The sequence below is a fragment of the Paractinoplanes ovalisporus genome (assembly GCF_016834655.1).
Lineage (GTDB): Bacteria > Actinomycetota > Actinomycetes > Mycobacteriales > Micromonosporaceae > Actinoplanes > Actinoplanes ovalisporus.
On the sequence record NZ_JAENHP010000002.1, the window covers coordinates 741,522 to 760,923 of the forward strand.

General features: G+C 73.0%; 16 protein-coding genes. 12 read left to right on the plus strand and 4 right to left on the minus strand.

What is annotated here, in order from left to right; all coding sequences use genetic code 11:
- Window positions 1–4 precede the first annotated feature (4 nt).
- Window positions 5–847: an aminoglycoside phosphotransferase family protein gene (locus tag JIG36_RS09415; RefSeq protein WP_203375628.1), complete on the minus strand. Its 843-nt coding sequence runs from the start codon at window positions 845–847 to the stop codon at window positions 5–7.
- A 76-nt stretch (window positions 848–923) separates the two neighbouring features.
- Between JIG36_RS09415 and JIG36_RS09420 the strand changes: the two genes are divergently transcribed.
- The 5 genes from JIG36_RS09420 to JIG36_RS09440 all read left to right on the plus strand — a co-directional run bounded on the left by JIG36_RS09420 (window position 924) and on the right by JIG36_RS09440 (window position 4,428).
- Window positions 924–1,355: an SRPBCC family protein gene (locus tag JIG36_RS09420; protein ID WP_203375629.1), complete on the plus strand. Its 432-nt coding sequence runs from the start codon at window positions 924–926 to the stop codon at window positions 1,353–1,355.
- On the plus strand, window positions 1,348–1,665 hold the full coding sequence (locus JIG36_RS09425) for an ArsR/SmtB family transcription factor (RefSeq protein WP_203375630.1): 318 nt from the start codon (window positions 1,348–1,350) through the stop codon (window positions 1,663–1,665). The genes JIG36_RS09420 and JIG36_RS09425 overlap by 8 nt, the downstream gene beginning before the upstream one ends.
- A gap of 117 nt (window positions 1,666–1,782) precedes the next feature.
- Window positions 1,783–2,781: an alpha/beta hydrolase gene (locus tag JIG36_RS09430; protein WP_307872635.1), complete on the plus strand. Its 999-nt coding sequence runs from the start codon at window positions 1,783–1,785 to the stop codon at window positions 2,779–2,781.
- Window positions 2,781–3,755 carry a helix-turn-helix domain-containing protein gene (locus JIG36_RS09435; protein ID WP_307872636.1) on the plus strand — a complete coding sequence of 325 codons (975 nt, stop codon included), beginning with the start codon at window positions 2,781–2,783 and terminating at the stop codon, window positions 3,753–3,755. Before JIG36_RS09430 ends, JIG36_RS09435 begins: the two co-directional genes overlap by 1 nt.
- A 34-nt stretch (window positions 3,756–3,789) precedes the next feature.
- Window positions 3,790–4,428, plus strand: a complete 639-nt coding sequence (locus JIG36_RS09440; protein ID WP_203375632.1) for a hemerythrin domain-containing protein — start codon at window positions 3,790–3,792, stop codon at window positions 4,426–4,428.
- On the opposite strand, the gene JIG36_RS09445 is transcribed toward JIG36_RS09440, so the two are convergent.
- A complete protein-coding gene (locus JIG36_RS09445) occupies window positions 4,388–7,780 on the minus strand; it encodes an ATP-binding protein (protein WP_307872637.1) in 3,393 nt (1,130 codons plus the stop codon). The genes JIG36_RS09440 and JIG36_RS09445 overlap by 41 nt on opposite strands.
- 403 nt (window positions 7,781–8,183) lie before the next feature.
- On the opposite strand from JIG36_RS09445, the gene JIG36_RS09450 reads away from it, so the two are divergent.
- The 3 genes from JIG36_RS09450 to JIG36_RS09460 are packed head-to-tail and all read left to right on the plus strand — an operon-like array spanning window position 8,184 to window position 9,753.
- Window positions 8,184–9,473 (plus strand): hypothetical protein, encoded by a 1,290-nt coding sequence (locus JIG36_RS09450; protein ID WP_203375634.1) that lies wholly within the window; start codon window positions 8,184–8,186, stop codon window positions 9,471–9,473.
- A complete protein-coding gene (locus JIG36_RS09455) occupies window positions 9,380–9,610 on the plus strand; it encodes an FRG domain-containing protein (protein WP_236046197.1) in 231 nt (76 codons plus the stop codon). Before JIG36_RS09450 ends, JIG36_RS09455 begins: the two co-directional genes overlap by 94 nt.
- 5 nt (window positions 9,611–9,615) lie before the next feature.
- Complete coding sequence (locus JIG36_RS09460; protein WP_203375636.1) at window positions 9,616–9,753, plus strand: hypothetical protein; 138 nt, start codon at window positions 9,616–9,618, stop codon at window positions 9,751–9,753.
- Window positions 9,754–9,787: 34 nt separating this feature from the next.
- Here JIG36_RS09460 and JIG36_RS09465 read toward each other — a convergent pair whose 3' ends face one another.
- Both JIG36_RS09465 and JIG36_RS09470 read right to left on the minus strand, forming a co-directional pair.
- Window positions 9,788–11,353: a serine/threonine-protein kinase gene (locus JIG36_RS09465; protein ID WP_203375637.1), complete on the minus strand. Its 1,566-nt coding sequence runs from the start codon at window positions 11,351–11,353 to the stop codon at window positions 9,788–9,790.
- A gap of 9 nt (window positions 11,354–11,362) precedes the next feature.
- Complete coding sequence (locus tag JIG36_RS09470; RefSeq protein ID WP_203375638.1) at window positions 11,363–13,186, minus strand: sensor domain-containing diguanylate cyclase; 1,824 nt, start codon at window positions 13,184–13,186, stop codon at window positions 11,363–11,365.
- 226 nt (window positions 13,187–13,412) lie between these two features.
- Between JIG36_RS09470 and JIG36_RS09475 the strand changes: the two genes are divergently transcribed.
- The 4 genes from JIG36_RS09475 (at window position 13,413) to JIG36_RS09490 (ending at window position 19,385) form a co-directional block, all read left to right on the plus strand.
- Window positions 13,413–15,707, plus strand: coding sequence for a putative bifunctional diguanylate cyclase/phosphodiesterase (locus JIG36_RS09475; protein WP_236046198.1), 2,295 nt, complete (start codon window positions 13,413–13,415; stop codon window positions 15,705–15,707).
- A 207-nt stretch (window positions 15,708–15,914) separates the two neighbouring features.
- Window positions 15,915–17,195, plus strand: a complete 1,281-nt coding sequence (locus JIG36_RS09480; RefSeq protein ID WP_203375639.1) for an aminotransferase class I/II-fold pyridoxal phosphate-dependent enzyme — start codon at window positions 15,915–15,917, stop codon at window positions 17,193–17,195.
- An 86-nt stretch (window positions 17,196–17,281) separates the two neighbouring features.
- A complete protein-coding gene (locus JIG36_RS09485) occupies window positions 17,282–17,947 on the plus strand; it encodes a CBS domain-containing protein (RefSeq protein WP_203375640.1) in 666 nt (221 codons plus the stop codon).
- Window positions 17,948–18,155: 208 nt separating this feature from the next.
- A complete protein-coding gene (locus tag JIG36_RS09490) occupies window positions 18,156–19,385 on the plus strand; it encodes a L,D-transpeptidase (protein ID WP_203375641.1) in 1,230 nt (409 codons plus the stop codon).
- Window positions 19,386–19,402: the final 17 nt, after the last annotated feature.

Here is a 19,402-nt window from a genome sequence, read left to right on the forward strand (position 1 = left end):
TCCTTCACACCACAGACGCTAGCCGCTCCTCCAGCCGCCGCCGGGCCACCGTCTCGCTGACGGCCACGCCGGCGTCCCGCCACGGCCGCACGACCTTGGCCTGGTCGGGCAGGAAGCCGACGATGTCCATGACGTGCCAGAACCGCGTCCCATCCCCGATCGAGGCGGTGAACCGCTCGGCCGCTTCGACGCCGTGCAGCATCGCCAGCGAGGTGGCCGCGTGGGCGACGTCCAGCTCGGCCGGCCCCCACGAGGTCTCGACCCAGTCGACGACACCACTGATCCGGCCGCCGTCCCACAGCAGGTTCCCGAGGTGGAAGTCGCGGTGCAGGAAGGCCCCGGCGTAGTCGGGTGCGGGCTTCTCGAGCAGCTCGAACGCGCTCTTCCAGAGGTCGGGCCGCTCGGCCCAGTCCGGCACGACCCGCTTGGCGGGCGCCGCCCACGACTGGAACTCCCGCGGTCGCGCGTCGCCCGGGTCGAACTGGTGGATCCGGGCCAGCAGCCGGGCCATCGCCCCGAGAACATCGTCGGAGGCGGAGTCCAGGCAGAGCCGCCCCGGGAGCCACGACATCAGGTGCGCCGGCGCCCCGGCCCGTTCGCCGCTCAGGTCGACGGCGATGCTGCGGGGCGCCGGAATCCCCGATCCGGCCAGTTGGCGCTGCACGGCTGCCTCGCGCGCGAGCAGGCCCGGGGCGTGCCGGCGCCACGGTTCCTTCGTCATCAGCCGCAGCACGGCCTGGCCGCCGTCGTCCGCGGTCAGCCGCAGCATGGTCGACGTCCAGCCCCCGTGGAGCGGTTGCGCCGAAGCGACGCGCCGCCATACCGGCTCGACCCAGTCCAGGTTCACCGCGCCATCTTGTCAGCGTCGATGCCTTACCGTACGGTAATGCATTACTGAGTGGTAAGGCGTTGAGGAGGCCGGTATGCCCGAGGTCGTGCGTTCGCTGCAGATTCCGGCACCGCCCAGCGTGGTGTGGCAGTGGCTGTCCACTGAGGACGGGCTGCGGCGGTGGATGTCCCCCGAGATCGAGATCGACGTGCGGGTCGGCGGCGCCTACCGCATGCCCGGCGGCGACGGCGAGACCTGGATCAGCGGCGTGGTGCTGGAGATGGTGCCCGAGGGGCGGCTCGTCCTGTCCTGGCTCGAGGAGGACTCGGGCTGGGTCCACCCGGGCCGCCTCGTCATCACGCTCGAACCGGTCGCCGGCGGCACCCGGGTCGGGCTGGTGCACGACGGGTTCGCCGGCATCGGCAAGCCGGGCTGGGAGAAGACCGCCGAGGCGTACGAGCGGGGCGCCGACAAGCACCAGGTGCTGCGGCGCCTGGCCGACGCGGTGACCGCGGCCGGTGTCTGACGACCTGTTCCGGGCCCTGGCCGACCCGACCCGCCGGCGCATCCTCGACCTGCTCGCCGAGCGGGGCACGATGACGGTCGGGGAGCTGGCCGCCTGCTTCCCGGGCCTGGTCGCCTCGGGCATCTCCAAGCACCTGATGGCCCTGCGCGCGGCCGGCCTGGTCACCGCCACCAAGCAGGGCCGCAACCAGATCTACGCCATCGACGGCGAGGCGATGTCCGAAGCCCTGGCCCCGTGGGTCGCCAAGTACGAGGCCTACTGGTCGGGGGCGCTCGGCCGGCTGGGCAAACTGGCCGACGACACGCAGTAGGGTCGAGGAGCCCGCCACGTGGCGGGGAAGTTCCGCCGTCCGGCGCTCGCCGGAGTGGGGACGGTCACAACAGAATGAGTCACACCGCCGAAATGTTCTTGTAACAAGGGGGTTCCCGTGACGAGCGTTCTGCCCGAATCCACCCGACCCGTCGGCCCGCCGCCGCCCTTCGACGCCGAGCTGGCCGCCGCCCTCGTCGTCATCGGTGAGCAGATGCCGTCGTCGCTGACCGCCGAGATGATCCAGCCGATGCGCGAGGGCTCGCTGCTGGCCGATCTCAGCGACGACGACCTGGCCCGCGGCGGCGCCTTCACCGTGGCCCGCCGCATGGTTCCCGGCCCGGCCGGCGACCCCGACGTCGAACTGCTGATCCTCACCCCGGCCGGCGCCGCCACGCCGCTGCCGGCGATCTACCACACGCACGGCGGCGGCATGATCGTCGGCAACAACCGTACGGGCGTCGAGGTGCTGCAGGACTGGGCGGCCGAGGTGCCGTCGGTGATCGTGTCGGTGGAATACCGTCTCGCCCCCGAGCACCCGCACCCGGCGCCGGTCGAGGACTGCTACGCCGGTCTGGTCTGGACCGCCGCCAACGCCGCCGAGCTCGGCATCGACCCCGGCCGCATCGTCATCGCCGGCGCCAGCGCGGGCGGCGGCCTGGCCGCGGGCGTAGCGCTGATCGCCCGCGACCGCGGCGGCCCGGCCCTGCTCGGGCAGATGCTGCTCTGCCCGATGATCGACGACCGCAACGACACCCCGTCGGCCGTGCAGATGGCCGGGCTCGGCGTCTGGGACCGCACGGCCAACAACACCGGCTGGACCGCCCTGCTCGGCGCCGAGTGCGGCGGGCCGGGCGTCTCCCCGTACGCGGCCCCGGCCCGCGAGACCGACCTGTCGAACCTGCCGCCCGCCTTCGTCGACGTCGGCTCGGCCGAGACGTTCCGCGACGAGGACGTGGCCTACGCGAGCGGGATCTGGCGGTCCGGCGGCCAGGCCGAGCTGCACGTATGGCCCGGCGGCTTCCACGGTTTCGACATGATGGTCCCGCAGGCCGCCGTCTCGCAGGACGCCCGGGCGGCCCGGATCCGGTGGCTCACGAGGTTGATGGGGATGTAGTGAAGGATCTCGCCGTCCGTCTGGCGGCGCTGGACCCCGATGCCGGCGCCGCCCTGCGCGTGATCGCGTACTTCGACCGGCTCACCGAGGCGCGGGCCGGCCTGCAGACGATCGTGCGCGGGGCGGCCGTGCTGGCCGGCTGCCCGGCGCGGCTGGCCGACGACGAGCGCCGGGTCCAGGTGCGGGTCCAGCCCGACGGCGCCGCCACGCCGGCCGGTCCACCCGATCCGGCCTGGATGTCGGCCCCGGCCGGCGGCGCGACGCTGTGGCTGGAACGCGCGGGCCCGCCCGGTCCGGTCGAGGCGATGGTCCTGGAGCGGGCGTCGGCCGCGGCCCGGGCCGTTCTGGAACGCACCCGCGGTCACGCGCCGCACCCCGACCCGGCCTCGGTCGAGCTGGTTCTCGACCGCGACGCGCCCGAACCGCTGCGTCTGCAGGCGGCGGAGCGTCTGGGTTTCCACACCACCGATTCCGTACGGGCGGTAGCGCTCGAAGGCGGCGCGGTGCGCCTGATCCACGGGGCGGCGGAACCGCCGTCCGGTCGCGCCGGAATCGGCCCGGCCGGCCCGATCGGCGAGTTGCCCGCCTCGCTCGACGCGGCCCGCACCGCGCTGCGCTTCACCGCCGCCGGCACCGACCAGGACCCGGGACCCCGCGTGGTGCACGCCGACGACCTGGGCGGCCTCGCGCTGCTGGCCGCGGCCGTCGACGCCGGCGCCGGCCCGGTTCCCGACGAGCGCGCCCTCGACCTGGCCGCGGCCACCGCCGGCTGGATGCTCACCACCCTCGAAGCGGTGGCCGAGGCGGCCAGCCTGCGCGCCGCCGCGACCGCGCTGCGCGTGCACCACTCGACCCTGCAGGACAGGCTGGCCCACATCCGGCCCGTGCTGGGCTGGGACGTCCGCGACCCCGCGGGCCGCCTGCGCCTGCAGGTCGCCCTGGCCCTGCGACGGCTGCGGTTAAGTCGGTCTTAGGTCGGCTGAAGGCGGTCCCCGGCACGGTATCGGCATGAACAACGAACCCACCGGCCTGCTGCTCGCCCACCGCGCCATGCTGCGCGACCTCGACCGCTGCGCCGACCTGACGGCCCGGCTGGCCCTCGACAACAGCCTCGACCGCAAGCGGGCCGGCGCGATCGCGGCCTACCTGACCGACTTCTGCGACAGCATCCACCACCATCACAGCGCCGAGGACGAGGTTTTGTGGCCGGTCCTCGAACGTTCGGCCGGTGCGCACGTCGACCTCACCGAGCTCACCGACGACCACGCCGTGCTCGACCCCAAGCTGGCCCGGATCCGCTCGGGCGCGGCCGCCCTGGCCACCAACCACGTCGTCTCGGCCGAACTCGCGGCCGACCTGGCCGACCTGCGCGACACCCTGCACGAGCACATCGCCGACGAGGAACGCACGATCGTCCCGCTGATCAAGCAGTACGTCTCGGACGACGAGTGGAACCGGGTCGAGGCCACGATCCGCAGGCGCGGCGGCAAGATGAGCTTCGAGGTGCCGCGGATCCTGGCCGTCTGCACCGAGCAGGAGCTGGCCGAGACCCGCAAGGAGGGCGGCATCCCGGTCGCGCTCATGATCAAGCTGCTGCCGCTGCCGTTCAAGCGGCGGGAGAGCCTGGTGTTCGGGGGTGCTCGGTGAGAGAGCCCGGCGTCCGCAGGCGTTCGGTGAGCGCGGCGGCCGATTTCGCGTACGCGTCGTCGCCGGTCAACGCGTACAACGCGGCGTCGACCGGCCCGGCGTAGAGCGTGCCCGAGTCGAGCCCGGCGATCCGGCCGGCGAACGGGAGCAGGTCGGCCAGCAGCTGCCGACCGGCCTCCTCGTCGCCGAGCCGGGCCGCCGTGTGCGCCCGCAGCGTCGTATAGCCGAGCCAGTAGTAGTTGCGGTCGATCGGCTGCCGGCCCGCCCACACGCGGCGGGCCTCCTCGGGCGCCCCGGATTCCAGCAGCGCCAGCGCGAGCGGATCGGTGACCCGGCCCGGGTACGCCGCCTCGATCGCCCGCAGTTCACCCAGCAGCGGAGCCCACGAGTCGCGGGCCACCGCGGCCCCGATCCGCCCGACCGTGCCCATCGAGGCGCCGCTGACGTCGCCGTGCTCGGCCATCCGCCGGCTCACCTCGTCGTAGCGGCGCAGCGACTCCTCGACCCGGCCCGCCAGCATCTCGAGCAGCGCCGTGAAGATGCCGACCACCGCCAGCAGGCTGCCCAGCTGCCCGGTGGTCGAACGCGCGACGGCCAGCTCCATCTCGGCCCGCGCCCGCACCAGGTCGGTCTGCGCGGCCGCGTCGAGATAGAGCAGCCAGTGGGCGACGGCCTCGTGGTCGATCTCGCCGGCCGCCGCCGCCACGGCCAGGTATTCCTCGGCCACGGCCCGGCGCTCGTCACGCAGGTCGGGGCCCAGGGCCGCGTACGCCCGCACGTTGAGCGCGGCACACAGCAGGCGCGGCTCGCCGACCCGCCGGGCGAGGGCCACGGCCTCGGCGCTGACCCGCTGGGCCTCGGCCTCGTCGAAGCCCTCCAGTTCGCGGAAGAGTGCGACCAGGAGCCGTACGCGGGAAGGCTCGTCGATCTCGGACGCCAGATGCCGGCGGATGGCCGCCACGGTGCTGTGCGAGGGCTCCCGCCCGTCGCGCGTGGTCCAGATCAGCGGGGCGTCCCACGCGACCAGCACGGCCAGATCCTCCGACCCGACCAGCGGGCGGCGGGCCTGCGCGGTCTGATCGTGTGCCCCGACCACCGGGTGGCGGGGCTGCGTGGATTGATCGTGTGCCCCGACCAGCGCGCGGCGGGCCTGCGCGGTCTGATCGTGCGCACCGACCAGCAGCCGGCGCGCCCGCACGACGTCGCCGGCCCGGGCGTGCGCGGTGATGGCCGGCGCCAGCAACTCGACCGCCGAACCGGTGGCCCGGGTGCCGGCCAGCTCGTGCAGCCGCAACGCCTGCCGCCACTCGCCGGCCGCCTCCCGCCACGACCCGGCCCGCTCGGCGGCGTGGGCGGCGGCCACCGCGTACGGAACGGCCTCGCCCGCCGTCGCCGGACCGGCCGCGGCCGCCGCGTGCCGGGCCAGCGTCGCCGCGTCCGCGTGCCCGTCGAGCACCGTCAGGGCCCGGGTGTGCAGGCGGGCCCGGCGCAGCAGCGGCGTGTCCTCATAGAGCGTGTCCCGCACCAACGCGTGCGTGAACCGCACCTGCCCCGGCGCCGGTTCGTCCAGCAGCCCGGCCAGCACCGCCGTCTCGAGGGTGTCGAGCAGGTCGTCGGGGTCGCGGCCGGCCACCTCGGCCAGCACGTCGAGGTCGGCCTCGCGCCCGAGCACGGCGAGCTGCCGCAGTGTCGTCGCCACGGCGTCGGGCAGCCGGGCGACCCGGCGGCGCAACACCTCCCGTACGCCCGCGGGGACCCCGGAACCGGCGGCGCGCGAGCCCTCGGCGGCGATGAGACGGGCCAGTTCCCGTACGAAAAGCGGGTTGCCGTTGGTCCTCTCGGCGACCATCGCCAGCAGCTCCGGACCCGCCTCGGCCAGCCCGTGCCGCCGGGCCAGCTCGGCCACCGCCTCCGGATCGAGCCCGCGCAGCACCAGGTGCGCCGCGGTCGAGCCGAGCAGCGCCGCGATCGTCGCCTCCAGTTCGTCGCCGCGGTCGGTCGTGCGATAGGTGACCAGCACGAGCAGCGGCCGCCCGGCCTGCTGGGCCACCACCTGCCGCAGCAGCTGCAACGTGAGGTCGTCGGCCCGGTGCACGTCGTCGAGCAGCACCGCGCCGCGCCCGGTGTCCAGCGCCGTCGCGATGGTGCGGCCCAGCTGGAACGGGTTGGGCGAGCCGTCGAGCGCGGCGTCCGAGCCCAGCGCCTCCGACCAGGCCCAGCCCGGCGGGGCGCCCTCGACCTCGGGACAGCGCCCGCGGCGCACCCGCCAGCCGGTCCGTTCCAGGGCGGCCAGGGCGGCCTCGGCCAGCGTCGTCTTGCCGGCCCCGGCGTCGCCGCCGATCAGCACGACCCGGGCGCCCTCACGCGCGGCCTCCTCGGCGGCGGCCGCGATGGCGGCCAGCTCAGCGTCCCGGCCCGTGGCGGCCGGAGCCGGCTCCGTGTCCCGGCCCATGGTGGCCGTCGCCGGTTGAGCAACGGTGACGGCGGCCGGAGTCGCGGCGCCGACGGCCGCGGACCGGGCGAGGACGCCGGCTTCGAGCGACGGGGACCGGGCGAGGACGCTGGCTTCGAGCGACGGGGACTGGGCGAAGATGCCGGCTTCGAGCGACGGGGACTGGGCGAGGATGTCGGCTTCGAGCGCGCGCAGCGCCGGCCCCGGGTCGACCCCCAGCTCGTCGGCCAGGTGCTCACGGGTGCGGCGCAGCACGGCGAGGGCGTCCCCCTGGCGGCCGGTGCGATAGAGGGCGAGCGCGAGAAGCCGTACGGCCGCCTCCCGCCCCGGATTGTCGTGCAGGTGCCGTTCCAGCTCGGCGGTCACCAGCGCCGCTCCGCCCAGCGCCAGCCGCGCCTCGGCCAGCGCCTCGACCGCGTGCAGCCGCAACTCGGACAGCCGGTTGACCTCGGGCACGGCCCACGGCTCGGCCGCCACCTCGGCGTAAGCGTCGCCCTGCCAGCAGCCCAGGGCCTCGGTCAGCAGCCGCTCCTGGTCGGCCGGCCCGGCGCCGGCCGCCCGCCGTACGAGGTCGTCGAAGTGCCACGCGTCCACCGCGCCCGCGGGCAGCCGCAGCGCATAGCCCGGCGGCGCGCTGACCAGCACGGTGGCCACGGTGCGGGGAGCCCGGCCGGGTTCGAGCACGCGGCGCAGATGCGAGACGTGCACCTGCAGCGTGGCCAGGGCCTTGGCCGGCACGTCGGCGTCACCCCAGAGGTCGTCGACCAGCCGGTCGGCCGACACCACGGCCCCACCCGCGACGGCGAGCCGGGCCAGCACCGCGCGTTGCCGCGGCCCACCCGGATCAGCGGCCGCCCCTCGCACCGTGACACGCAGCGGGCCGAGGACAGAGAGGTGCACGCCCGCCAAATTACCGGCAACCCGGCCCTCGCCGCCCAACCGAACGGGTGCATCCGCGGGCCCGATGTATCAGACGGGTGCGCCGGACTGTCCTGGTCCGGGAGGTGCAATGGTAGGAGGCCGAGAATCCCCACCATCGGAGACGGGATCGCGCCGTTCGGAAACCCGGACGGCGCCCGCGAGAACCTCGACGACCTGATGAACCGGTTCGTGGACTTCGCGGGCAACGAGTCGTTCGGGGCGCTGGCGACCCGGGCCGACGACCTGCGCGTGCGGGTGATCGCCGGGCGGAAGGGCGCCGGCAAGACGTTCTATCTGCGGCGGTCCCAGGCGTCGGCCGAGCTCGAGTCCAGCGTCTACGTCGACTCCGTGCCCGGGCGACCCGCCGCCGACCGAGTCGGTGGTGCGCACCTGTCAGCTCTTCGAGGCCCGCGACCTGGCCGAGATCTGGCGGCTGGCCTGGTCACGGGCCATCACCCGGACGGCCGTGGCGCACATCCTGCTGCGCCCCGGGCTGAGCCGGCGGGTCGACCCGGCGACGGCCCGGGCCCTCAAGCAGTACGGCACCCTGGTCCCGCTGCGGCGCACACCCGGCACGGTGTACAGCCACCTGGCCGAGCTGCTCTGGGACAACGACACCCGCCAGCAACTGACCGGGTATCTTCGCGACGGCGCCTGGACGGACGTCAACCACTACCTGCGCGAGGCGAGCCCCGCGTTGCCGCCGATGGCCTTCTACGTGGACGGCATGGACGAGTTCTTCGAGGCCGCGCCGAGCTACTGGCTGCCCTGCCAGGAGGGCCTGTTCCACGCGGTCATGCAGTGGCTCCGGGACCCGGCGATCGGTGGCCGCCTGCACGTCGTCGTGGCGATCCGGGACGTCGTCCTGTCCAGCATCCTGCGCGGCGAGATGGCCGGGAAGTTCCGCGGCGACCCCCACCTGCGGGTCCTCGACTGGGACGCCGGCTCGCTGACCTACCTGCTCGACCGCAAGATCGAGAAGCTGGACGAGCGGTACCTGGCCCGGCCGGACAGCGCAGGGGACCCGGTGGAACGCTGGCTCGGCCTGAGCGACATCGACAACGTCGCCCGGGGGACCAGTGAGCGGATGCCCGACTATCTGCTCCGGCACATCCGCCTGGTGCCCCGCGATCTGGTCGAGCTCGGCAACTCGCTGTGCGCGGCCGTCCGCGAGGCGAAGGAGGACCGGCAGGTGCCGTCACCCGAGGTGATCCGCGGGACCATCGCCGCCAAGGCCCGCACCTTCGGCGCCGAGCAGATCCAGCAGTGCGCCAACCAGATCTCGGCCGACATGGCGCCGGCGGGACGGCCTGGAGGGCACGTACTTCTATCGGATGGGCGGCATCAACGACCTCCACCCGCCGATGTCCGAGTCGGAGTATGTCCTGCACCCGTGCCTCATCGACGCCGTCGGCGTCCGCGGCGTCGGCGCCACGCCGGTGCGGCCGCACTGGTAGGCCCCGGGTGGCCCGGATCCGCCGGCTGCGCTATGACAGCTGGCCCGACTTCAAGCGGAACCTGCTGGTCGAGCTGTTCCCCGACGGGCAGCACCGCCGTGGCGTCTATCTGTTCCGCGGGATGCGCTCACCGCAGTGGCGTTTGGAACCGACTTTCGACCGCGCCTTCCGCCACCTCGCCGCCGAGCGTCGTCCCGCCCGGTTCGACTCGCTGATGGCTTCGTTCCGTGACGAGTGCCGGGCCCACGGCGTGCCCGCCGACGTGTGCGACGACAACGACCGGCTGATCGCTCTCGGCCAGCATCACGGGCTGCCGACCCGGTTGCTCGACTGGACCGCGAGGTCGCTCTGACCCGCGTGCTGCTGCCCACGGCGGAGACCCGCCGGGCACTGGCCGACCTCGACCTGATGGGCATCAACGCGCTGCGCCTGTTCCCCGGCGTCGAGGGCGTCGCATCGGCCTGCGCGGCGCGGTTCCGGCTCGACCTGGACTGAGGCGCGTTTCCAGCTCGACCTGGACTGACCGGGGTCAGGGGGTGGTGCTGACGCGCTCGTAGGCGTCGGTGGAGGTGTCGTCGTCGCCATAGATGGTCAGGCGCTTCTCGGAGCAGATGTATTCGCGGGACGCGCCGTTCGAGACCGACTGGGTGAAGGTGACCTTGCGGCCGTTGCGGGTGATCGTCTGCCAGCGCTTGTTGCTGAGCTCGATGTCGTAGACCCGTGAGTTGCGGGTCTCGGACCGGAAGGTCGCCGTCCCGCGCAGCGTCTGCACATATTTGGCGCCCTTGACCGTGGCCTTCAGCGGCGCCGACTTGCTGAAGTCGACGTCGCCGGAGCCGTCGGCGCGGATCCGCATGGTGCCGCCCGCGCCGCCCACGAACCGGGAGTCGGTGCCCTCGAAGTGGTTGACCACCTGGATCGAGGTCACCCGCCACCGACCCACCAGGCAGCTGTCGAGCGACGGGTTGACCGGCTTGGCCGACTTGACGACGACCGGTGCCGACGACGACGCGATGGAGAGCACCGCGGTTTTCTTTCCGTCTCCGGCCCGGCCGTCGTTGCGCCCGGCCGCCCACGCTATTCCGCCGCCCAGCAGCAGCACGGCGGTGAACGCGCCCGCGACGACCCAGGCCGTGCGACGGCGGCCCGGCCCGGGGATCAGCACGGTGTGCGCGGTGGCGGTGGGGCTGCCGGCGTCCTGCTGCTCGGTGGGCGCGGCGATCGTCGGCGAGGGGGCGATCGCGGTGTCGCCCTTCTTCCGCTTGGGCTTCGGCGCTTCGGGGGCGGGCTGGGCCGCGACCGCCGTCAGCAGCGGGCGGGCGGCCTCGGCGGTGAGCCGCTGCGCGGGATCCTTCTCCAGGAGCGCCTTGATGACCGGCCAGAGCTTTCCCGCGTACGAGGGCGGGGCCGGTTTCGCCGTGAGAATGGCGGCGAAGGTGGATTGTGTGTCCTCGCGCTGGAACGGCGACTTGCCGGTGACCGCCGTGTAGAGCGTGACCCCGAGCGCCCACAGGTCGGCGGCCGCCGCCGCGGGCTTGCCGTTGATGCGTTCCGGCGCCAGATAGGCGGGCGAACCCACGATCTGGCCCGTCGCGGTCAGGGCGGTCGCGTCGTCGATCGCGGCGATGCCGAAGTCGGTCAGCACCACGCGGTCGCCGTCGAGCAGGATGTTGGCCGGTTTGACGTCGCGGTGCAGGATGCCCTCGCGGTGGGCGGCGCGCAGCGCGTCGAGGACGTGCAGGCCGATCTCGGCCGTACGGTGCTCGGTCAGCAGTTCGTGCTCGCTGATGGCCGCGGCGAGCGACTGACCGCCGACCAGCTCCATGACGATCCAGGGCCGGCCGTCGTCGGTGACCACGTCGTGGACGGTCACGATGCTCGCGTGCCGCAGCCGGGCCGCCGCCTGCGCCTCCCGCAACGCCCGCCGGGTGGTCGCCTCGTCGGGCTGGGTGTCGCCGCCGCCGGGCAGCCAGATCTCCTTGACGGCGACGTCCCGGCCCAGCAGTTCGTCGTGGGCCTGCCAGACCGCCCCCATGCCGCCCCGGCCGATCGGGCGCTCGAGGCGGTACCGGCCGGCGACGATCCTCTCGGTCACACCGGCAATCTATCGGACCGGCGCGAGCGACGATCCACTTCGGAGTGCCTTCTGCCGGTACATCGCGGCGTCGGCGTCCCGCAGCAGCTGGGCCGCGTCGTCCGGACGGCCCGTGGCCACGCCCACGCTGGCGCCGACGGTGACCTCGAGGTCGTCGGCCAGCCGCATGGGCTCGGCCACGGCGAGCGCGATGTGCTCGGCCCGCTCGGCGGCCGTCGCCGCGTCGGCGCCGGGCAGCAGTACGGCGAACTCGTCGCCGCCCAGGCGTACGGCCAGCCCGGTCTCGCCGGTCCAGGTGGTGAGCCGTTCGCCCACCGCGACGAGCACCTGGTCGCCGGCGTGGTGGCCGTACCGGTCGTTGATCGGCTTGAAGTCGTCGAGGTCGATCAGCAGCACGCTGACCGGGCCGGTGGAGGCCACCAGCCGCTGTTCGAGCAGGCTGCGGTCGGCCAGCCCGGTGAGCGCGTCGTGGGTGGCCCGGTGGCTCAGCTCGTCGTGCAGCCGGCGGGCCTCGGTCACGTCGCGGGCGTTGAACACGATCGCCTTCACGCTCGGGTTCTCGGTCAGGTCCACCCCGACGACCTGCAGCCACCGGTACGACCCGTCGGTGTGCCGCAACCGCACCTGGGCGTCGGCCTCGGTGCCGGGCCGGGCGGCCAGCCGCTGCATCAGCTCGCGCAGCATCGGCATGTCGTCGGGGTGCACGCGGTCGGCCAGCACGGTGCCGTCGATCTCGTCGGACCCGATGCCCAGCACCTTGTGCACGGCCGGGGTCGCGAAGTGGACCGAGCCGTCCCGCCCGACCACCAGCGTGACGTCGGAGGAGTGCTGCAGCAGCGACCGGAACCACTCGCGGCTGCTGTCGATCTCGTCGAGCAGGCGCTCGTTGTCGGTGAACGCGGCGATCTGGCGGCTCAGGACCAGCGCGGTGATGGCCACCGCCCCGATCGTGACGCCCCAGACCCGCAGGTCGCCGCCGCTGCCGACCAGGGCGGCGACGAGCAGCAGCTGCACGGCGCCGACCGCCACGTACGGAAGCCGGCTGGACCGCCGCCGCCCGGCCGGGCCGGTCTCGGCGCCGCGACGCCGCATCCGCAGCTCCTGGTAGCGCATGCCGACCGGCATGAGCAGGCAGGGCACGAGCTGGGCGGTGTAGATGACGCCCGGGTCCTCGGTGCCGGTCAGCAGCGTCACCGTGGAGGCCGCGATCGCCGTGCCGGCCACGCCGAGGCTGGCGACGATGCCGGGGCCCCGGCTGAACGGCGCCGTGCCGCTGAGCAGCAGCTTGAGCAGACCCACGGTGATCAGCAGCATGACCGCCGAGGTGGCGACGGCGCCGACCAGTTCGGTGGGATCGCCGTCGGTCACGACCTGCGCGAGCACGAAGTACCAGAGGAAGACGATGACCGCGGTCAGCACCGTCGTGGCGTCGAGCCACAGGCGCAGCCGCTGCCGCCCGGCCCCGCCCAGCGGGTGGAACAGCATCGTGATGATGACGGTGACCATGCCCAGCACGACCAGGCCGGTCTGGATCGGGCTGGGCTGGTGGTTGGCGCCCCGCACGATGGTCAGCACGGTCTGGTAGCCGTCGCCGAGCGCGCACAGCACACCCGTGGCCAGCACCGCACGCCAGAAACGACGTGCGTACCGGTCGCCGGCCGTCGCCCGGACCATGCGCCACGAGAACGCCGCGATCATCACGTCGAGACACGTCTGCACGGCCCACGACGTGGTCGCGCCACCCGGCCCGACCAGGAACCAGAGCACGATCGCGACGCTGAACGCCGCCAGCCCGGCCAGAACCGGGTCGGGCCGGCGAACGAGGTCTCTCATGCAGGCTCCGTTCCGTGGCCGTCCATGGCCCTGATCATCGGCAGCCTCGACACACAGGTGAGGAAACGCCGAGGTTACCCGGAACGATCAGCGGGGTCGATCTCCGTGCGGCGGGGGCCTGGCCGGGGTGCCCGCAGGTTTCCGGAAAGTTTGCTTCAGATCGGCCGGGGCGGGCCGATGGGAGCACTCGGATCGGTCGCGGAAGGCAAAGCGGAGGCGGACAATCTTGGAGCAGGCGACGCTGTGGCTGCGCCGGAACACCCTGACGGTGTCCGGCGTGCTTCTCGTGCTGGCCGACGCCGTCTGGCTCCTCGCCGGCCTCCACCACGAGTGGGCGTATCCCGTGGTGGGCTGGCTCCCCGTGCCGGTCAGCACGGCCCTGGCCGCGTACGCCTGCTGGCGGGCCTCGCGCTCCGCGCTGCTCGACCCCGCGACGCGGCGGTTCTGGCGGCACCTGACGCTGGCGGGCGTGCTCTTCACCGCCGGTGTCGTCTCCAACATGGCCGACGCTCTCGGCGCCGCCGAGCCCTCGCAGCGGATCGGCCGCGCCACCACGATCTGGTATCTGGCTGTCCTCGCCGTGGTGATCTGGTCGCTGCTGCGCCTGCCGTCCTGGCAGCGCAGCCGCGGCGACTGGGTCCGCTTCTGGCTCGACTCGTGCGTCGTGCTCGTCGCCGGCGGCGCGTTCGTCTCGCAGTTCTCGCTGCGCGACCAGGACGCGTGGGTCGCGCAGACCGGGTCGGCGGGCGCCATGCTCGCCATCGTGGTCGTCGGTTGCCTCGGCGTGATCACCTTCATCAAGGTCGCGTTCGCCGGGGCGGGCCGCCTCGACCGGCGGGCCCTCTACATCCTTTCGGCCGGCAGCGCGGTCAGCACCGTGCTCGGCAGCCTGTCACCGTTCCTGGCCGGCCACCCCTATCTCTCGTCGAGCTTCGTCGCCGTGCCGGCCGGAGCCCTCGGCATGACGCTGGCCGCCGCCCGCCAGCGGCGCAGCGACTGCCGCCCGCCCCGGCCCCGGCGGAGCCGGCGGATCAGCGTGGTCCCGTACGTCGCGGTGGTCGCCATGGACGGACTGCTCCTGTGGGCGGGCGGCGACAGCACGGCCGTCCGGATCAGCACGGCCGTGCTCACGGTGCTGGTCATGCTGCGCCAGCTGTACGCCCTGCGCGAGAACCGCCGGCTGCTGCACACCGTCGACACCAGCCTCAACCGGCTGCGCGAGACCCAGGACCAGCTCACGCACCAGGCGACCCACGACTCGCTGACCGGGGTGGGCAACCGGGCGCTCTTCGAGGAGACCGTCGACCTGCTGCTCGCCACCGGGGCGCCGTTCCACGTGGCTCTGCTCGACATGGACGACTTCAAGAGCGTCAACGACCGTCTCGGCCACCACACCGGCGACTCGCTGCTCGTGGTGGTCAGCCGCCGCCTGCGGGCCGCCGTGGGCAGCGAGGGCATCGTCGCGCGCCTGGGCGGCGACGAGTTCGCGGTCGTGCTGCCCGGCCTGTCGGTCGAGCGGGTCGAGGAGGCGCTCGACCGGGTGCTCGCCGCCCTGCGCGAGTCGCCGCGGCTCGACGCGCCCGTACGCAGCGTGGCCAGCGTCGGCGTGACCAGTTCCCGCGACGGCGACACGTCCGAGGAGCTGCTGCGCCGGGCCGACGTCGCCATGTACGAGGCCAAGGCCGGCGGCGGCGACCGGCGGCACTGGTTCGACGCCGAGATGGACGAGCAGGCCCGTGCGGCGGCCCGGCTCGGCGCCGACCTGCTCGACGCCCTCGACCGCGACGAGATGTTCCTGCTCTACCAGCCGATCGTGGAGCTGCCCCACGGCCGCGCGGCCGGTGTCGAGGTGCTGCTGCGCTGGCGGCACCCCGAGCTGGGCCTGGTCTCGCCCGACGTCTTCATCCCGCTGGCCGAGCGCAACGGCCGGATCGTCGAGATCGGCCGCTGGGTGCTCGAGAACGCCTGCGCCCAGGCCGCCGAGTGGCAGCGCCGCTTCGGCCCGCACGCCCCCCAGAAGATCAGCATCAACGTCTCCGCCCGTCAGCTGGCCGAGCCGGGTTTCGTCGCCGAGGTCGAGGACATCCTTTCCCGTACGGGCGTCGACCGTGCCCGCCTGCTGCTGGAGGTCACCGAGACGGCCGTCCTCGAGGCCGGCGCCCCGCTGGAGGCCGTGCGCGAGCTGCGCGAACGTGGCCTGCGGGTGGCGCTGGACGACTTCGGCACCGGCCAGTCGTCGCTGAGCCTGCTGCTCACGGTGCCGGTCGACGTCCTGAAGGTCGACAAGTCCTTCGTGAGCGGCGACGCCGCCGACCACGCGGGCGCGGTGATCGTCGAACACCTCATCGGTTTCACCAACGGCCTGCGCATCGAGGCGGTCGCCGAGGGCGTCGAGACCGAGGACCAGGCCCAGCGCCTGCACGCCGCCGGTTACAGCCTGGCCCAGGGCTACCTGTTCGGCCGCCCCGCTCCCGCCGCCGAGATCGAGTCCGCCCTGCTCCCGGCCCGGGTCGCCCGTTAGGGCGCTGTTTCCGGCAATTCCGATCCGCCGAGCCGTTGCCGATCGCCGTTCGGTTGCCTTCCGGGTGCCGGACGGTTGCCGGGCGGGCGGCGGTCCGACGCGCATTAAGTCCGAATTGCTGGTATTCCTCGCGGTTGCTCTCCGGTTGAGTGGGCTCTCGTGCCGACCTGGCACGTCCAGCGCCCGAATCCCCGGAGTCAGCCTCAGATGCTCACCAGCGACGCGATCACCGGATACGCCTCGAACCCGTTCGCCACGTTCCCGTCCGGCCGCCGTTCCATCGATGAGATCACCGAGGGCGGGCTGCTGGACACCCCCGCCGTCCGCGACTGGTTCGGCCGCATCGAAGCCATCCGCGACGCCAACGCATACACCTTCGGACTCCCGCTGGGCGCCCGCGCGGCGGCCGCGAGCCGGTTCGCCGGGCAGCATCTGACGGTCTTCTCCACCTACGGCTATCTCGGTCTCAACGGCCACCCCCGCATCACCGGCGCCGCCGCCGACGCGATCGCGCGCTGGGGCACCTCGACCGGGGGCGCCCGTCTGCTCACCGGCACCATCGAGCTGCACCTGGACACCGAGCGCGAACTGGCCGGCTATCTCGGCACCGAGGCGGCCGCGCTGTTCGCCAACGGCTACGACGCCAACGTGGCCGCGATCACCGGTGTCGTCGGCCGGCACGACATCGCGATCCTGGACGAGAAGGCGCACCGCAGCATCATCGACGGCTGCCGCCTGGCCGGGGCCCGCACGATGAAGTTCCGCCACAACGACATGAACCACCTGGAGACGCTGCTCGCCAAGCACGCCGGGAGCGACAGCCGGGTGCTGATCGCGGTCGACGGCGTCTATTCGATGGACGGCGACATCGCCCCGCTCGAGGACCTCGTCCGGCTCAAGCACCGCTACGGCGCGTTCCTGCTGCTCGACGAGTCCCACGCGATCGGTGTGGTCGGCAAGGAGGGCCGTGGCACCGCCTCGCGCGCGGGTGTGATGGCCGACGAGGTCGACATCATGACCGGCTCGCTGGGCAAGGCGTTCCCGTCGGGCGGGGGTTTTGTCGCCGGTTCGCGCGGGCTCACCATGTTCCTGCAGCACGGCACCTCGCCGTACATGTTCTCCTCGGCCCTGACCCCGGCCAACACGGCCGCCATCCGCGAGACCATCCGCGTGGTGGTCGAGGAGCCCGAGCACCGCGACCGCATGGACGCGAACACCGCCCGCCTGATGTCGCTGGTGGAGTCGGTCGGCCTCGACGGGGGCGTCACCGAGACCCCGATCGTGCCGGTGATCCTGGGCAGCTCGGAGCGGGCCTTCGGCTGGGCCCGCCGGCTGCTCGACTTCGGCGTCTACGCGTCGGCCGTACCGTTCCCGGCCGTCCCCGAGGGCCAGGCCCGCCTGCGCCTGTGCGCCACCGCTGGTCACTCCGCCGAGGACTTCACCCGCCTCGAGACCGCCCTGACCACGATCCGCGCCGAGGAGAGCTGAGCGTCCGTCCCGGACGGGTCCTTCGGCCCTGACCGTGCGGCGGGCCCGCGCCTAGCGTCGAAGGTGGACGAACTGGGGAGGGCTCGATGAAGACCTGGACCGTGGACGACGTGATGACCGAGGCCGTCGTGTCCGTGCCGCCGACCGCCACCTATCGCGAGCTCGTCGATCTGCTGATCGGCCGCCACTTCAGCGCGGTCCCGGTCGTCGACGACTTCCAGCGGGTGATCGGCGTCGTCTCCGAGACGGATCTGCTTCGCAAGATTCAGTACGCGGGGGACGACGAGCCCCGCCTCTTCGAGCGCCGCCGCCGGCGCGGGGAACGGGCCAAGTCCCGGGCCGGCGCCGCCACCGACCTGATGAGCGAGCCCGCCGTCACCGTGGCGACCGGCACCCCGATCGCGGCCGCCGCCCGCACGCTGGACGACGAGCGGGTGAAGCGTCTGCCCGTGGTCGACGCGGCCGGCCGCCTGGTCGGGATCGTCACCCGGGGCGACCTGCTGAAGGTGCACCTGCGCCCCGACGACGAGATCCGGCGGGACGTGCTCTCGGTGATCTTCGAGACGGTCGGCGCCGAGGTCCGCGAGGGCGTGGTCACCCTGACCGGCGAGGTGGACCGCTGGTCGGCCGCCGACCGCGCGGAGCGGCTGGCCCGCCAGGTGCCGGGCGCCGTCCGGATCGTCAACCGCCTGACGTACGACTTCGACGACAGCGGCATCGTCGGGCCCGGCACGATTATCGCGGTCGCCTGACACGCGGCGCCCGGCCCGTGCCTCTGCCGCCACCTCTCCGGGCCGGGCGCCGCGTACACCTTCGAGCGATGCCGGTCTACCGAGCGGGATGCAAATCTGTCAAGATGATCCCCCTTCGGAAGAGGGGCAACGTTTTCCCCTCCTGCTTACGTCTATAGGGGCAGGGCCCGGGAACGGCGCCGATCGGCATCCCTCGAATGTGAGAGTCATGATTCAGCGACGCAAGGTGATCATCGGTGCGGTGGGCCTGGCCGCGGCGGCCACGGCGGCCGGCTGTTCCGGTTCCGGCAAGGGCGACGGGGGCAACTCCTGGGTCGGCACGCCGGCCGAGGCGGCCACGCCGACCGCGCCCGTCCGGGTGACAGTGACCCCGGCCGCCAGCAGCACCGGGGTGTCACCGGTGGCACCGATCGTCGTCAGCGCCGCCGACGGCACGATCCAGACCGTCACCGTCACCTCCGGCAAGACGAAGGTCGCCGGCAAGCTGCAGGAGGACGGAACCTGGCGCTCGAGCGGTGACCTCGCGTACGGCAAGAAATACACGGTGACCGTCACCGCGGCCGACAGCGCGGGCGTGAAGTCCACCGAGAACGCCAGTTTTACGACGTTGAAGCCGGAGAAGACGGCAACCGTCACGTTCCAGGCCAATGCCATGATGGCCCTCAAGGAGGGCAAGACCTACGGCGCCGGGCAGCCGGTGATCGTCCGGTTCAGCCGCGCCGTCGACAAGAACGCCGCCGAGAAGGCCATCGAGATCACCACCTCGCCCGCCGTGAAGGGCAAGTTCTACTGGCGCGACGACCGCACTGTGCACTGGCGCCCGGCGAAATACTGGACGGCCGGCACCAGGATCGACGTCAAGGTCACCGCGCTCGGGGTGAAGCTCGGCAAGACCACGTACGGCGCGAAGAACGCCTCGACCAGTTTCCGCATCGGTCGCCAGCTGATCGCCATCAGTGACAACCGCACCCACATGACGAAGGTCTACATCGACGGCAAGCTCGTCCGCACGATGAAGAGCAGCCTGGGCAAGGGCGGCGGCACCACCGGAGCCAACGGCGAGCGCATCAACTACTGGACGGCCGGCGGCCCGCACGTGGTGCTGGGCAAGAAACGCAAGCACACGATGAGCTCGGCCAGTTACGGCGTGACCGACCCCAAGGACCCGAACTACTACGTGTCCGAGAACATCGAGTTCTGCACCCGCATCTCCTACTCGGGCGAATATCTGCACGCCGCGCCCTGGAACGGTTCGCTCGGCCGCGCCAACCTGTCGCACGGCTGCGTCAACCTGAGCACGGCCGACGCCAAGTGGGTCTACAACACGTTCCTGGTCGGCGACATCGTCGACGTGCGCAACTCCCCGCGCAAGCTCCCGATCTGGAACGGCCTGGGCGACTGGACGGTCGACTTCGACAAGTACGGCCGCGACACCTGATCCGGCACGGGCAGGCC